This window comes from Rhodanobacter sp. FW104-R8, from assembly GCF_001617365.1.
GTDB lineage: Bacteria > Pseudomonadota > Gammaproteobacteria > Xanthomonadales > Rhodanobacteraceae > Rhodanobacter.
Window position 1 is genome coordinate 14,401 of sequence record NZ_LVJR01000010.1, and the last position, 13,475, is coordinate 27,875.

9 protein-coding genes are annotated in these 13,475 nt (G+C 70.8%); 4 read left to right on the forward strand and 5 right to left on the reverse strand.

Translation table 11 applies throughout. The features are described 5' to 3' along the window. Nucleotides 1-3: 3 nt before the first annotated feature. Nucleotides 4-900: a DMT family transporter gene (locus RHOFW104R8_RS02180; RefSeq protein WP_068092117.1), complete on the reverse strand. Its 897-nt coding sequence runs from the start codon at nucleotides 898-900 to the stop codon at nucleotides 4-6. Nucleotides 901-960: 60 nt separating this feature from the next. Further along, nucleotides 961-1,314, reverse strand: a complete 354-nt coding sequence (cutA, locus tag RHOFW104R8_RS02185) for a divalent-cation tolerance protein CutA (RefSeq protein ID WP_068092115.1) — start codon at nucleotides 1,312-1,314, stop codon at nucleotides 961-963. 217 nt (nucleotides 1,315-1,531) lie between these two features. Between cutA and RHOFW104R8_RS02190 the strand changes: the two genes are divergently transcribed. Further along, nucleotides 1,532-1,825, forward strand: a complete 294-nt coding sequence (locus RHOFW104R8_RS02190) for a co-chaperone GroES (RefSeq protein ID WP_008439339.1) — start codon at nucleotides 1,532-1,534, stop codon at nucleotides 1,823-1,825. 110 nt (nucleotides 1,826-1,935) lie between these two features. Continuing rightward, on the forward strand, nucleotides 1,936-3,585 hold the full coding sequence (gene groL, locus RHOFW104R8_RS02195; RefSeq protein WP_068092113.1) for a chaperonin GroEL: 1,650 nt from the start codon (nucleotides 1,936-1,938) through the stop codon (nucleotides 3,583-3,585). A 101-nt stretch (nucleotides 3,586-3,686) separates the two neighbouring features. Here groL and RHOFW104R8_RS02200 read toward each other — a convergent pair whose 3' ends face one another. Next, nucleotides 3,687-4,250 carry a hypothetical protein gene (locus RHOFW104R8_RS02200; RefSeq protein ID WP_068092108.1) on the reverse strand — a complete coding sequence of 188 codons (564 nt, stop codon included), beginning with the start codon at nucleotides 4,248-4,250 and terminating at the stop codon, nucleotides 3,687-3,689. Nucleotides 4,251-4,363: 113 nt separating this feature from the next. Continuing rightward, the gene (locus RHOFW104R8_RS02205) at nucleotides 4,364-6,313 is read right to left on the reverse strand and encodes an LTA synthase family protein (protein WP_082823491.1); all 1,950 of its coding nucleotides are present in this window, start codon (nucleotides 6,311-6,313) and stop codon (nucleotides 4,364-4,366) included. 181 nt (nucleotides 6,314-6,494) lie between these two features. On the opposite strand from RHOFW104R8_RS02205, the gene glnE reads away from it, so the two are divergent. Both glnE and RHOFW104R8_RS02215 read left to right on the forward strand, forming a co-directional pair. Beyond that, nucleotides 6,495-9,368, forward strand: a complete 2,874-nt coding sequence (gene glnE, locus RHOFW104R8_RS02210; RefSeq protein WP_082823492.1) for a bifunctional [glutamate--ammonia ligase]-adenylyl-L-tyrosine phosphorylase/[glutamate--ammonia-ligase] adenylyltransferase — start codon at nucleotides 6,495-6,497, stop codon at nucleotides 9,366-9,368. A 191-nt stretch (nucleotides 9,369-9,559) separates the two neighbouring features. Next, entirely contained in the window at nucleotides 9,560-12,478 is a 2,919-nt protein-coding gene (locus RHOFW104R8_RS02215) for a ligand-binding sensor domain-containing diguanylate cyclase (protein ID WP_161487735.1), read from the forward strand. Here RHOFW104R8_RS02215 and RHOFW104R8_RS02220 read toward each other — a convergent pair. Next, entirely contained in the window at nucleotides 12,473-13,453 is a 981-nt protein-coding gene (locus RHOFW104R8_RS02220; RefSeq protein ID WP_068092102.1) for a mitochondrial fission ELM1 family protein, read from the reverse strand. The genes RHOFW104R8_RS02215 and RHOFW104R8_RS02220 overlap by 6 nt on opposite strands. Between the last annotated feature and the right edge of the window lie 22 nt (nucleotides 13,454-13,475).

Below are 13,475 nucleotides of genomic sequence, written 5' to 3' on the forward strand. Positions count from 1 at the left end.
GCCTTATGCCTTCTCGGCGGCCAGTGCCGGCGCCGTGCGGCGCGTGCGCACCAGCCCGGTGGTGAGTGCCGTGCCCAGCAGGATCACCGCGCAGCCGCCGAGCATGCGGGCGCTCACCGGCTCGTGGAGCAGCAGGGCGCCCCACAGCACGCCGAACGCCGGGATCAGGTAGGGGATCACCATGATCCGCGTCGCGCCGACCCGCGCCAGCACCCAGAAGAACAGCACATAGGCCAGCGCCGTGCACAGCACCGCCAGCCCCGCGGCGGCCAGCCACGCCTGCAGCGGCGGGGCCTGCGCCGGCCACGCCAGCAGCGTCGTCGGCAGCAGCAGGAGCGCGGCGACCATGTGGCTGCCGACCGTCACCACCAGCGGCGTTACGCCGGCCAGGCGCAGGTGGGTGTAGTGCACCGCGTAGCCGTACAGCACGGTGGCGGCGACGCAGGCGAGCAGCGCCATGCCCGCACCCGGCCCCAGCGCGAGGCTGCCCTCGGCCAGCCAGACCACGCCGGCGAAGCCGATCGCCAGTCCGGCACCGCGCCAGGCGTCCAGTCGCTGGCCCAGCCAGAGCCAGCCGATCAGCGCGGCGAACATCGGCGTCATGCCGTCGATGATCGAGGCCAGCCCCGCCGGCAGGCTGCGCGTGGCGAAGGTGAACAGCACGAACGGCAGCGCCGAGTTGGTCAGTCCGACTACGGCGATGGGTTTCCAGTGCGCGCGCCATTCGGCGAGCCGCGCGCGCGAGGCCAGCAGCGGCAGGAAGCACAACGCCGCGCCGATCGCGCGCAAACCGGCCAGCGGCAGGGCACCGAAGGCGCCGGCGCCCATCCGCATGAACAGGAACGAGCCGCCCCACAGGGCGCCCAGCGACAGCAGCACGGCATGGTCGATCTTCTTCATCTCGGGGGAGCGGCAGGGGCGGGGATGTCCAGTGTGCCCAAGTGCCACTGCCAAGGGCTGTCAGCAGTCTTGCGGCGCCTCGCCGGTCGCGGCGCGCACCCAGTCCAGGTAGGCCGCGTGGCCGCGCTCCACCGGCACCGCGACCAGCTCGGGCAGCGCGTAGGGGTGCAGTTCCAGCAGGCGCGCCTTCAGCGCGTCGAAGCGCGTGGCGGTGGTCTTGATCAGCAGCAGGTCCTCGCCCTCGGTGGTCACGCGGCCCTGCCACCGGTAGGTCGAGGCGACCCCGGGCAGGCGATTCACGCAGGCGGCCAGCCGTTCGTCCACCAATGCCCCGGCGATCATCTGCGCGCTGGCCGCGTCGGGGCAGGCGCAATAGCAGAGCAGGACGGTGGCGGGTGCGATGGGCGAGGTCATCGGCCAAGCCTACCCCGGCCGCGGGTCGATTTCGCCGGCGACTCTTGAAAGTCGCGCCCGTTCGCCCAATTAGGTTGCTCATCCCAGGGCACACAGTTCTTGCAGCGGCGTCGCAGACCCGTAGAATTGGCACTCATTCACCCTGAGTGCTAACAAGATCGCCGGCCCGGGTCTTGAAAGCCTTGCCCATCAACAACCTAGTCAGCTGGAGTCATCCATGAGCACACTGCGTCCGTTGCACGACCGCGTCATCGTCAAGCGCCTCGAAGAGGAGCGCGTCTCCGCCGGCGGCATCGTCATCCCCGACAGCGCCACCGAGAAGCCGACCCGCGGCAAGGTCGTCGCCGCCGGCACCGGCCTGATCCTGAGCGACGGCAAGGTGCGCCCGATGTCGCTGAAGGCCGGCGACGTGGTGCTGTTCGGCAAGTACGCCGGCCAGGAAATCAAGATCGACGGCGAAGAGCTGGTCTTCCTGAAGGAAGACGACATCGTGGCGGTGATCGAGGGCTGAGGCCTTCGGCCGAACCCGGTCGAGCGCGTTGAAGCGCGCACGCCGTGCGGTTCGGTGACCCGCTGCAACAAACCCTTACTCAATTTCAAAATTTTTCAAGGAAAAATTTTATGGCCGCTAAAGAAGTCCGTTTCGGCGAAGACGCCCGCGCACGCATCCTCAAGGGCGTGAACACGCTCGCCAATGCCGTCAAGGTCACCCTCGGCCCGAAGGGCCGCAATGTCGTGCTCCAGAAGAGCTTCGGCGCCCCCACGATCACCAAGGACGGCGTATCCGTGGCGAAGGAGATCGAGCTGGCCGACCCCTACGAGAACATGGGCGCGCAGATCGTCAAGGAAGCCGCTTCCAAGACCTCCGACAACGCCGGTGACGGCACCACCACCGCCACCGTGCTGGCGCAGGCGTTCATCCGCGAGGGCCTCAAGGCCGTCGCCGCGGGCATCAACCCGATGGACCTGAAGCGCGGCATCGACAAGGCCGTGGTCGCCGCCGTCGGCGAGCTGAAGAACCTCAGCAAGCCCACCGCCGACGACAAGGCGATCGCCCAGGTCGGCACCATCTCCGCCAACTCCGACGTCGCCATCGGCGACATCATCGCCACCGCGATGAAGAAGGTCGGCAAGGAAGGCGTGATCACCGTCGAGGAAGGCTCGGGCCTGGACAACGAACTGGACGTGGTCGAGGGCATGCAGTTCGACCGCGGCTACCTGTCGCCGTACTTCATCAACAACCAGCAGAGCCAGCAGGTCGAGCTGGACGACCCGTACATCCTGATCCACGACAAGAAGGTCTCCAACGTGCGCGAGCTGCTGCCCGTGCTGGAAGCCGTCGCCAAGGCGGGCAAGCCGCTGCTGATCGTGGCCGAGGAAGTCGAGGGCGAGGCGCTGGCCACGCTGGTGGTCAACACCATCCGCGGCATCGTCAAGGTCGCCGCCGTGAAGGCCCCGGGCTTCGGCGACCGCCGCAAGGCGATCCTCGAGGACATCGCGATCCTCACCAACGGCCAGGTCGTGTCCGAGGAAGTCGGCCTGTCGCTGGAGAAGACCACCATCGCCGATCTGGGCCGCGCCAAGCGCGTGGTGATCACCAAGGAAAACACCACCATCATCGACGGCGCCGGCGACGCGGAGAAGATCCAGTCGCGCATCAAGCAGGTCAAGGCGCAGATCGAGGAGACCTCCTCCGACTACGACCGCGAGAAGCTGCAGGAGCGCGTGGCCAAGCTGGCCGGCGGCGTGGCCGTGATCAAGGTCGGCGCGGCGACGGAAGTCGAGATGAAGGAAAAGAAGGCCCGCGTCGAAGACGCCCTGCACGCCACCCGTGCGGCGGTCGAGGAAGGCGTGGTGCCGGGCGGCGGCGTGGCGCTGATCCGCGCGCTGAAGGCGGTCGAGAACCTCAAGGGCGACAACGAGGACCAGAACCTCGGCATCGCGATCACCCGCCGCGCGCTGGAAGCGCCGCTGCGCGAGATCGTGTTCAACGCCGGCGCCGAGCCGTCCGTCATCGTCAACCAGGTGAAGGAAGGCAAGGGCAACTTCGGCTACAACGCCGCCACCGGCGAGTTCGGCGACATGGTCGCGATGGGCATCCTGGACCCGACCAAGGTCACCCGTTCGGCGCTGCAGTACGCCGCGTCGGTCGCCGGCCTGGCGATCACCACCGAAGCGATGGTGGCCGAGCTGCCGAAGAAGGACGAAGGCCACAGCCACGGCGGCGGCATGGGCGGCGGCATGGGCGGTATGGGCGGCATGGATTTCTAAGCCAGCGTCTACACTACGACCAAAGAAAACCCCGCCTCGGCGGGGTTTTCTTTTTTGCCCTGCCGACCCGGGCGGCATGCCGGGCCGGTGGTGGGGCGGGCTCAGTGCCCGTGGGCGTTGGCGTTCGCATTCCCGCTGGCATTGCCGCTGGCACCGGCGTTGCCGCTGGCGTTGAGGCCCTTCACCGCATCGCCGACCGAGCCGGCGGCACGGTCGGTGGACTGGATCGCCGAGTGGGCGGCGTCGCGCACATCGCCGCCCACGCCCCGGCCCATATCGCCTGCCTTGCCGGCGGTGGCGGCGGTATCGATCCCTTCGCCGGCATCGACATTGGCGTTGGCGCTGGCGTGCGAGTCGCCGGCACCCGCCCCGATCGCGCCGTTGGCATTCGCGTTGGCGTTCGTGTCGGTGTTGTCATTGGCGGTCGACGCGGTCTTGTCGGCGACCTTGTGGACCTTGTGCTTCACGTGGGAACCGGCGCGGTGCAGGGTCTGCTCGGTCTGGGCGGTGGTCTGGCCGGCCGCGTGCATGGCGTCCGGTATGGCCGCGCCCGCGTGGACGCCGGCGCCGACCTGGGCGGCGCCGCCCAGGTTGACCTGGGCGAAGGCGGAGGCGGTGAGAACGCTGGCACCGAGGACGAGGGCGGAAAGCATGGTCTTGCGCATGGGGTTGACCTCCAGTGGGGGGGTGCCGCGAGGCGAGGCGTGCCACGCCTGCTGCGGACGTCACCAACCTAGGTGCTGCTCCCGGACTCCCGTCTGAACGGCCGCCGCGGCCTTCAGTCGGCGGACAGCTCGCTGAACGGCGGCCGAGAGCCGTGTCCACCCGCCGCATCGAGCAGCACCACGCCTGCGGGCAACGGAGCTGCCGGTTCACCGCGGTGGGCGACGCTGGCCGGAGATGGTTCGGGTGGTTGCGGCAGCAGGTGGTCCAGCTTGCCGCGCATGCGCAACTGGCCGATGCTGGCCATCGCCTGGTCGAGCCGGTGTTGGTCGTTGCCTTCGGGCAGCGGCGGGGCACCGGGAGCCTCGGTGAGCGCGGCCAGTCGGGGGCCGACCAGTTCGGTCAGCGCGAAATAGGCATCGTCGTGGATGCCGATGTGCGCCAGCAGCTTGCCGGGCAGCAGCCATGAGGCGGTTTCCACCTGCGCGGGCTGGCCCGGCTGCTTCGGGTCGACCAGCAGCCACACGCCGGCCTGGCTCAGCATGTCGCCGCCGTCGACGAAGCCGGTGGTGTGGTAGCTGTTGCTGAGCGCGGGCAGGTGGTCGCCGTAGAACAGCACCACGCTGGGCCGCCGGCGCTGGGCCAGCAGCTTCACCAGCCGGCCAAGTTCGGCGTCGGCGTGCTTCAGGTGATAGAGATAGGTTTGCAGTTCCCGCTTGTCGCGGCCTTCAATGCCCTCCGGCACCGGGATCGCGTCGCGTTCGGCGACGTGGGCAGGCTCGACGTCGTATGGGCCGTGCGCCTCGATGCTGATGGCGAAGATGAACTGCGGCGGGCCGTCGTCCTTCAGCTGCGTCATGATTTCGTCGGTCATCGCGCTGTCGGCCATGTACTTGCCATCGTCGGGCGCGTCGTGCGGGAACGACGACTGCGACACGAAGCGGTCGAAGCCGATCGCCTTGAACGCGGCGGTGCGGTTCCAGAACGCCGGGTCGTTGCCGTGCAGCGCCAGCGTCGAGTAGCCATGGCGGCTGAGCGTGCGCACCAGCCCCGGCAGCGGCTTGCGGCCCATCTGCAGGTAGGGGAACTGCAGGTTGTCGAAATAGCGCAGCGACAGCCCGGTGAGCACCTCGAACTCGGTGCGGATGGTGCCGCCGCCGAAGGTGGGCACGTGCAGCATGCCGCTGGTGCCGCCGGCGGCGAGCCGGCGCAGGTTCGGCGTGAAGTCGCTGTGCTCGTAGCCGCGCATGATGGCAGGGTCGAAGAACGATTCGCTCTGCACCACCACGATGTCGGGCAGTTCGCCGCCCGCTGCCGGCGCCCGCATGGACTGCAGCAGGGCCGGCGTGGACTGTTCGATCAGTTGCGTGGCCGCGGTGCGGTCCGGCTTGCGCTCGCCCTTGTTGTATTCCAGGTGGAACAGCATCAGCGAGCTGACCAGGCCGGAATGGGTGGCGGTGGAAATCGCCGACCACGGTTCCAGCCACAGCGTATTCGCGTTGTAAACCCGGCTCCACACCGGCCGTCCGGCCAGCATGCTGGCCAGCGCCAGCGCCAGCATGCCGCCGCCGAGCAGGCGCAGGCCGCGCGTGCGCCGCGGGAACAGAGGTGGCTCCAGCCGCCACGCCGCGACGATCAGCGCCACCGCGGCGAGTGCGCCGAGATAGGGCCACGGGCCGTGCGGCAGGTAGCCGGACAGGATGTGCAGGCCGCCCTTGCGCAACTGGCCGACGATGCGGAAATCGTCCGGCAGCAGCGGCGTGCCGAGATTCGCCTTCTTCAGCACATTGGCCGCGTACAGCAGCCCCTGCAGCAGGAACGCCAGGGCGAACGACAGCACCGCGCGTCGGCTGATCGCCAGCAGCACCAAGGCCAGCAGCAGGCCCGGCCAGGCATTGGCCAGCGGATAGCGGGCCTGGTCGAACATGCGCGGCGGACTCACCCCGATGCCGCCATCCAGCAGGCCGGTCAGCAGCACGAAGGCCAGCGCCAGCAACAGCAGCAGCACGACGCGCGGAATGGCGGCGCGCCAGCGTGCAGGCTGGTTGGCGGGGGTCAGGGGCATGGCAGTCCTGCGCTTGCTGTCATGTTGCGGACACTCGAATGTAATCTGGAACAGATGAACCGCGGATGGGCGGGAAAACCCAGGGCCGGGGCCGGCGCAGGTTGATCCAACGCTCCAGCGCGGCGGTGGTGCACTGGCCCGCGGGGCGGCGCCGGTTGCCGCACTGCGGCACAATGTGCGGATGGCCATCCCCGAGTCCCCCGCGCTGCGCGCGCTGATCGACGACCGCTACGCCGACCTGGCCGCCCATTGCCGCACCGCCGGCGTGCCGCTGCACGACGACGCCGGGGTGGCCGAGCGGATCCGCCGCACCCTGATGGCCAGCGACTTCGCCTTCGACGTGTGGTGCCGCCAGCCGCAGCTGCTGGCGCCGGCCGGGCTGGAGCGGCTGCGTTCGGGCCTCGACGCCGGCGCGCGCATCGACGCGCTGAAGCTGCCCGACGACGAGGCCGCCTGCATGGCGGCGTTGCGCCGCTTCCGCCATGCCGAGGCGCTGCGGCTGGTGTTCCGCGACGTCAACGGGCTGGACGAGCTGCCGGAGACCCTGTCCGCCACCAGCGTGCTGTACGAGGCCTTGCTGGAGGCCGCGCTGGGCTGGTCCGAGCGCGCGCTGGCGGCGCGCTACGGCCACGCGCGCGGCCCCGACGGCGCGCTGCAGCGGCTGCTGGTGCTCGGCTTCGGCAAGCTCGGCGGGGCCGAGCTGAACTTCTCCTCCGACATCGACCTGGTGTTGGCCTACCCGCACGGCGGGCAGACCGACGGCGCGCGCCCGCTCGACCACAGCGAGTATTTCGTGCGGCTGGGCCGCCAGCTTGTGCGCCTGCTCAACGAGACCACGGTGGACGGCATCTGCGCCCGCGTCGACCTGCGCCTGCGCCCGTTCGGCAACGCCGGGCGGCTGGCGCTGTCGTTCGCGGCGATGGAGCAGTACTACCAGAGCGAGGGCCGCGACTGGGAGCGCTACGCCTGGATCAAGGCGCGCCCGGTGGCAGGCGACCGCGCCGCCGGCAAGCAGCTGCAGGAACTGCTGCGGCCGTTCGTCTACCGCAAATACCTCGACTACACCGCGTTCGCCGGGCTGCGCGAGATGAAGGCGCTGATCGATGCGGAAGTGGCGCGCAAGGACCTCGCCGACAACCTCAAGCTCGGCCCCGGCGGCATCCGCGAGATCGAGTTCATCGTGCAACTGACCCAGCTGATCCGCGGCGGCCGCGAGCCCTCGCTGCGCGTGCGCGGCCTGCTGCCGGCGCTCACCGCGTGCGAGGCGCGCGGGCACATCGGCGCGGCACGGGCGAAGGCGTTGCGCGAGGCCTACGTGCTGCTGCGCCGGGTCGAGAACCGCGTGCAGATGCTGCGCGATGCCCAGGCCCACGACATCCCCGCCGACGCGCTGAGCCGTGAGCGCATCGCGCGCGGCCTCGACTATCCCGACTGGGACAGTCTGCACGCGGCGCTGGCGGCCCGGCGCGCGGTGGTCGGCGAGGAATTCGCCGCGGTGCTGATGCCGCAGGGCGGCCGCGCCGCCCGCGTGCCGGCCGCCGACAAGCTGCTGTGGCAGCATGCCTGCGACGAATCGCTGGATGCCGCCATGCTGGAGGCCTCCGGTTTCGCGCCCGGCGCCGAGCTGGCGGACGCCTTGCTGAAATTGCCGCAGGCCGCGGCGGTGCGCGCGATGTCGGCGCGCTCGCGCGAGCGGCTCGACCATCTGATGCCGCAGCTGTTCGACGCCGCCCGCGCCACCGTGGCGCCGGTGGCCAGCCTGCTGCGATTGTGCCGGCTGATGCAGGCGGTGGCGCGGCGCTCGTCCTATCTCGCCCTGCTGGAAGAACAGCCGGCGGCGCGGCGGCGGCTGGTGCGGTTGTTCGCCGACAGCGCGTTCCTGGCCGAGCGCGTGATCGCGCAGCCGCTGCTGCTGGACGACGTGCTCGACCCGCGCATCGACCAATTGCCGCTCAAGCGCGCCGACATCACCGCGGAGATCGCCCGCGTGCTGGGCACGCTGGAGGAACGCGAAGCCGAGGCAGAGCTCGAGCGGATCAACGAGTTCAAGGCCTCCACCGCGTTCCGCCTCGGCCTGGCGTTCAACGACGGCCGCGCCGACGCGGTAGCCACCGCGCGCCGGCTGGCGGCGCTGGCCGAGTCGGTGGTCGGTGCGGTGCTGGCGCTGGCCGAGCGCGAGCTGGTCGCCCAGCACGGTCGCCTGCCGGGAACCGGCATGCAGCCGGGCTCCGGATTTTCCGTGCTGGGCTACGGCAGCCTCGGCGGCGAGGAGCTCGGTTTCGCCTCGGACCTCGACCTCGTGTTTGTCTACGACGGCCGGCGCGCGCAGGCCCTGAGCGACGGCGCAAGGCCGATCGAGGGTTCGCGCTGGTACCAGCGGCTGGCCCAGCGGGTGATGAACTGGCTCACCGTGCTGACCCGCGGCGGGCGCCTGTACGAAGTCGACACGCGCCTGCGCCCGGACGGCTCCAAGGGCCTGCTGGTCGGCAGCCTGGACGCCTTCGTGGCCTACCAGCAGAGCCGCGCGTGGACGTGGGAACACCAGGCGCTGCTGCGCGCGCGGCCGGTGGCCGGCGACGCGGCGCTCAACGCCGAGCTGGCCGGGGTGCGCCGCGCGATCCTGGCGGTGCCGCGCGAGCGCGCCACGGTGCTGGCCGAGGTCGGCAGCATGCGGGCGCGCTGGCGCGCCGAGCGCGACCGCTCCGACCAGCACCGGTTCGACCTGAAGCAGGGCCACGGCGGCCTGCTCGACATCGAGTTCGCGCTGCAGGGGCTGGTGCTGGCGCACGCGGCCGGGCAGCCGGCCCTGCTTGGCGTCACCGCGAATGCCGGGCTGATCGAGGCGTGCCGCGTCGCCGGCCTGCTCGACGGCAACCAGGCGGCGATCCTCGCCGTGGCCCATGCCGACCTGCTGCAACGCGCGCTGGCCTGCACGCTCGACCTGCGCCCGCGCATCGCACCGCGCGACGCGCAACTGGAGCAGCTGTGCGCCAGCGTGCGCGAAGTCACCGCCGCGCTCGGTTTCGCCTTCGGCGGACCCGACAACCTGCCGTAGCTCCGCGGGCTCGAACATGGCCCGGCGGCCGGGCTTGTCGGGCACCTTGCCGGCAGGGCAAGATCGGGCCAGCAGAGCGGGCGTTATCGAGGGAATGTCGACGCCGCTGCAGGGGAATCATGGCAAGGGTGTCGTACACGATCCTGTTCACGGCAGCGATCTGCATATTCGGTATGCGGGCGGCCCTGGGCATGGATCCGCAAGTTCCGTTCCATGCCTTTGTGCTCGACCACTGGGGCGTCGAGCAGGGTTTGCCGCAGATCACCGTGCTGGACATCACGGAGGACCGCGCGGGCTTCCTGTGGGTCAACACGCAGGCCGCGGTGGCGCGTTTCGACGGCACGCGTTTCGTCACCTTCGACCGCACCAGTGCCGGCGTCGACACCAGCATGCTGGTGGCGGCATGGGCCGACCCGCAGGGGCAGGTCTGGTTCGGCGGGGCGCATGGACTGCTGCGCGAACGCGATGGTCGCTTCGTCGCGCTGGGCGGCGATGCGGTCAATGCGATCGTCGATGCGGGCGACGGCACCCCGCTGCTGGCCACCGCGAAGGGCCTGGCGCGCGTGCGCAACGACCGGATCGAGGCGGTGCCCGGCTACAGCGGCGCCGTGTTCAGCGTGTTGCGTGACGGCAGCACCTTGTGGATCGGCGGCCTCGGGCGCGTGTGCCGGCTTGACCCCGCGGCCGGTCCGCCCGCCGCCACCTGCGTGGAGCAGGCTGCGGGCTCCCAGCGCGTGGCGATCAACCGCATGGCGGGTACGCGCGGGAGCCTGTGGCTGGGCACCCGCCTGGGCGTGATGCGGCTGGACGGCGATCGCATCGTTCCGTCCGGGCTGGACGCGGGGCTCGATGCCACCGCGATCGAGAGCCTGCTGATCGACCGCGGCGGCACGCTGTGGATCGGCACCGTGCCGGCACTGTACCGGCGCCTGCCGAGCGGCAGCCTGGAGCAGGTCGGCGACGGCGATCTCGTTCGCCATCCATGGGTGCGTGCGCTGTACGAGGATCACGCCGGCAACCTGTGGCTGGGCACCCACATCGAAGGCCTGTACCGGGTGTGGAACGGCTGGACGCGCCGCGTGTCGGGCCGCGACGGGGTGGACGACACGCTGGTCTGGAGCATCGTGCGTGCGCCGCAGGGCGGCATTGTGCTCGGCACCAATTCCGGCGTGCAGGTCTTCGACGGCAAGCGCGTGCATCCGCTGATCCCGGGCAGCGCCCTGCCGAATCCGTCGGCGTACGAGTTGTTCCACGATCATCGGGGCCGGCTGTGGGTCGGTACCCGCGCGGGCATCGCGGTGTTCGAGCATGGCCGCAAGGTCACTCCGCCGGCACTGGCGGCGCTGGACAATTTGCGGATCGACGATATCCGCGAAGTCGCCGACGACGACTTCTGGATCGGCACCTCCGAAGGCCTGTACCGCTGGCGCCAGGGCGGCCTCGTGCGCGCCGATCCGGGTGCGTCGTCGGCCGCGGCGATCATCCGCTCGATCCTGCCGCTGGCGCCCGATCATCTGTATCTCGGCACCGAGGACGGCGTGCGCGAGTGGCATGGCGGCAAGCTGGAGGAACCGGCCTGGGCCCGGCCGCTGCGCGGCCATTTCGTCACCCGTCTGGCCATGCTCGGGCCCGGCCTGCTCGGCGTCGCGACCAGCGATGCCGGCGTCGGCGCGATGGTCGACGGGCAACTGCGCATGACCAGCCAGAAGGACGGCCTGCCCAGCGACAATGCCTGGACCCTGGACGTGATCGGCAGCGATCTCTACGTCGGCTCGATTGCCGGCGCCTGGCGGCTGCCGCTGGCGCAGCTGCCCCGGCCCGGTTCACCGGCACGCCGGGTCGCGCCGCAGCGGATCGCCGGGGAAGAGCGCAGCAGCCGCGTGAACAGCGGGCGTTGCTGCAACGGCGGCGCCGGCGCGCGCAGCCTGGTCGACGGCGACATCATCTGGTACAGCACCACCGATGGCGCGCTCGGTGTGGACGCGCGCGCGCTGGGCACGCCGCCGAAGCCGCCGCCAGCGATGATCGAATCGGTCGAGCGTGCCGGGCGGCAGTTCCTGGGCGACGCTTTCGAACTGCACGAGGGCGCACGCGACCTGGCCATCCACTACACCGCGCCCTACCTGCGTCCGGGGGCGTTGCGTTTCCGCTATCGGCTGGAAGGCTACGACGCCACCTGGCAGGATGCCGGCGAACGGCGCATCGCGTTCTACACGCACCTGCCGCCGGGCAGCTACCGTTTCCGCGTCGCCGCCACGGTATCTGGCGCACCCGGCTACGGTGACGAGGCGAACCTGCCGGTCAGGGTCACGCCGTTCTGGTATGAACGCACTTGGGTACGTTTGGCGGCGGCCCTGCTGCTGTGTCTCATCGTGGCCCTGCTGCTCCGTTGGAGCATGCGTTCGCAACGCCGCCGCAACGCGTGGCTGGAGGCACAGGTCGCGCAGCGCACCGAACAGCTGACGCGCGCCGTCGAACGCCTGCGCGTGACCAACCTGGCGCTGGCCGAGGAAAGCCATACCGACGCGCTGACCTCGCTGCACAATCGCCGCTACCTGCTGAAGCGCCTGCCCGGCGTGCTTGATGGCGACGCCTGCATTGGAGTGCTGCAGATCGACATCGATTATTTCAAGGAGGTCAACGACCGCTACGGCCATGCGGTCGGCGATGCGGTCCTGCGCGAACTGGGCCGCATGCTGACCGCGGCGCGGCGCGACAGCGACATCACTGTGCGCTGGGGCGGCGAGGAGTTCCTGCTGCTGCTGGCGGACGTCGATGCCGCCGGTGCGCTGGGCATTGCCGAACGCCTGCGCCGGGAGATCACCGCGCAGGAATTCCCCGATGGCCGCGGCGGCAGCCTCCGGTTGACCTGCTCGATCGGCTTCAGCATGCATCCGCTGGCTGCGCATGCCGACGACCGCACGTTCGAGGCCGCACTTGAACTGGCCGACCTTGCGCTGTACCGCGCCAAGCAGGACGGCCGCAACATCAGCGTCGGCCTGGTCGCCAGCCTGCCACTGCCGGCGGACGTCCTGTGTGCTCCGTTCGGGCCGCAACTCGACGCGCTGCTCGCCTCGGGCTGCCTGCGCTGGGTGCGCGAGATGTCATGAATCGTGCGGACGGGCGAGGATGCGCTCGCGCAGGGTCGCCGCGATCGCCGCGGTCTCGCGCAACGGCGTGGCAGGCGCCATGCCGGTGTCGGCATCCATGTCGTGCAGCAGGCCGGCCGTGCGCAGGGCCCGATGGAAGCGTTCGAGCCTGGCCGGGAGCGGCCTGGTGACGAGAGTCGACACCGGGCAGCCGACCGCGCAGGCTTCCGAGAGCATGTTCACCGAATCGGGCGTGACCACCAGCCGGTCGGCCCAGCCGAGTACGCCGGGGTAGGGGTTGCGGCCGTCGTCGGGGCCGGCCCAGACCAGGCCGGGGACGTCGCGCAGGGCGGCGCGGAAAACGTCCACCAGCGCAAGCGGGGTGCGGCGCGAACCCAGCACCAGCAGGCTGCCGCCTTCCCGGCGCCGGCGTTCGAGCAGGCGGGCGGCCAGCCGCCGCGCGTAGTCCGCGTCCAGCGCGATGCCCCGCCGCGGGCCACCGAGCAGCACGCCCATGCGCGGCTGCGGCAGCTCGGCGAAACCGGGGCAGGCTTCGCGGCCGTCGGCCAGCCACGCGTCGTCCACCGTGTTCAGCGAACCGAGCGGGCGCAGTACGTTGGGGCCGTCGAGCTGGTCGTGCCGGGGCGCGATCACGGTGTCCCAGTGCGCGGGGTCGAGGCGCGGGTTCAGGATCTGCACGGTGTAGCAGTGGCCGTCCGACAGCCGGCGCAGCAGGCGGGTGAACAGGGCGGCGGCGCGGCCGCAGCCGATCGCCACGGTCGGCCACGGCGGCGCGAACAGGCGGCGCTGGCGCGCGGGCAGGGCGAGCCGGCCGCCCAGCGTCAGCCGCGGCGCCAGCCACGACCACGGCGCGCGCGGCTGCAGCACCAGGTGGCGTAGCGGCAACTGCAGCTGTTCGGCCAGCGCCAGCGCCTGGCGCTGGTTGCCGGCGGCGCTGTCGGTGATCACCCAGCATTCGCCGTGCAGCCTCGACATGGGCATCGCGTCACTGTTTCCC

Excerpts from the sequence above, each read along its gene's own strand:
- RHOFW104R8_RS02180 (WP_068092117.1), bottom strand. The coding sequence starts at position 900 with ATGAAGAAGATCGACCATGCCGTGCTGCTGTCGCTGGGCGCCCTGTGG.
- cutA (WP_068092115.1), bottom strand. The coding sequence starts at position 1,314 with ATGACCTCGCCCATCGCACCCGCCACCGTCCTGCTCTGCTATTGCGCC.
- RHOFW104R8_RS02190 (WP_008439339.1), top strand. The coding sequence starts at position 1,532 with ATGAGCACACTGCGTCCGTTGCACGACCGCGTCATCGTCAAGCGCCTC.
- groL (WP_068092113.1), top strand. The coding sequence starts at position 1,936 with ATGGCCGCTAAAGAAGTCCGTTTCGGCGAAGACGCCCGCGCACGCATC.
- RHOFW104R8_RS02200 (WP_068092108.1), bottom strand. The coding sequence starts at position 4,250 with ATGCGCAAGACCATGCTTTCCGCCCTCGTCCTCGGTGCCAGCGTTCTC.
- RHOFW104R8_RS02205 (WP_082823491.1), bottom strand. The coding sequence starts at position 6,313 with ATGCCCCTGACCCCCGCCAACCAGCCTGCACGCTGGCGCGCCGCCATT.
- glnE (WP_082823492.1), top strand. The coding sequence starts at position 6,495 with ATGGCCATCCCCGAGTCCCCCGCGCTGCGCGCGCTGATCGACGACCGC.
- RHOFW104R8_RS02215 (WP_161487735.1), top strand. The coding sequence starts at position 9,560 with ATGGATCCGCAAGTTCCGTTCCATGCCTTTGTGCTCGACCACTGGGGC.
- RHOFW104R8_RS02220 (WP_068092102.1), bottom strand. The coding sequence starts at position 13,453 with ATGTCGAGGCTGCACGGCGAATGCTGGGTGATCACCGACAGCGCCGCC.